This window comes from Enterobacter sp. IF2SW-B1 (assembly GCF_001743375.1).
Classification (GTDB): Bacteria; Pseudomonadota; Gammaproteobacteria; order Enterobacterales; family Enterobacteriaceae; genus Enterobacter; species Enterobacter bugandensis.
The window spans coordinates 1-381 of sequence record NZ_MJAA01000330.1; the positions used below are offsets into that span (position 1 = coordinate 1).

Genomic DNA, 381 nt, shown 5'->3' on the forward strand with positions numbered 1-381 from the left:
AGGCTCACTGGGCAGTATGATTGCAGAAAACCTGATGCGCATGGGTGTTGTCAGCCTCGGCATTCTGGACGCAGACCTCCTACAGACCGGAAATCTTAGCCGTCACGCCCTGACAATGCCGTCAGTTGGCCATAATAAAGCGGCCGCGCTGGGTGTGCATCTGAATCGTTTTCTGCCTGACGCAAGTGCCCGGTCATTCAGCTGCGCGTTTCCCCCAGAGAGTGAGGCCGCAAAAAACTCACAGCGTCAGTACGACTTGATCATTGATTGGACCGGTGATGATGGCGTTCGTAAGTCATAGGCGGCGTTTGACTGGCGAGGTGAAAAAATATTTATCAGCCTGGCTATGACAGGGGGGGCTGAAGGTTTATTAACGTTTGC

At 53.3% G+C, this 381-nt stretch carries 1 protein-coding gene; it reads left to right on the plus strand.

The window, feature by feature from the left end:
• On the plus strand, positions 1–301 hold a 301-nt coding region (locus A6013_RS24560), incomplete at its 5' end, for a ThiF family adenylyltransferase (protein ID WP_175437439.1).
• Positions 302–381 lie beyond the last annotated feature (80 nt).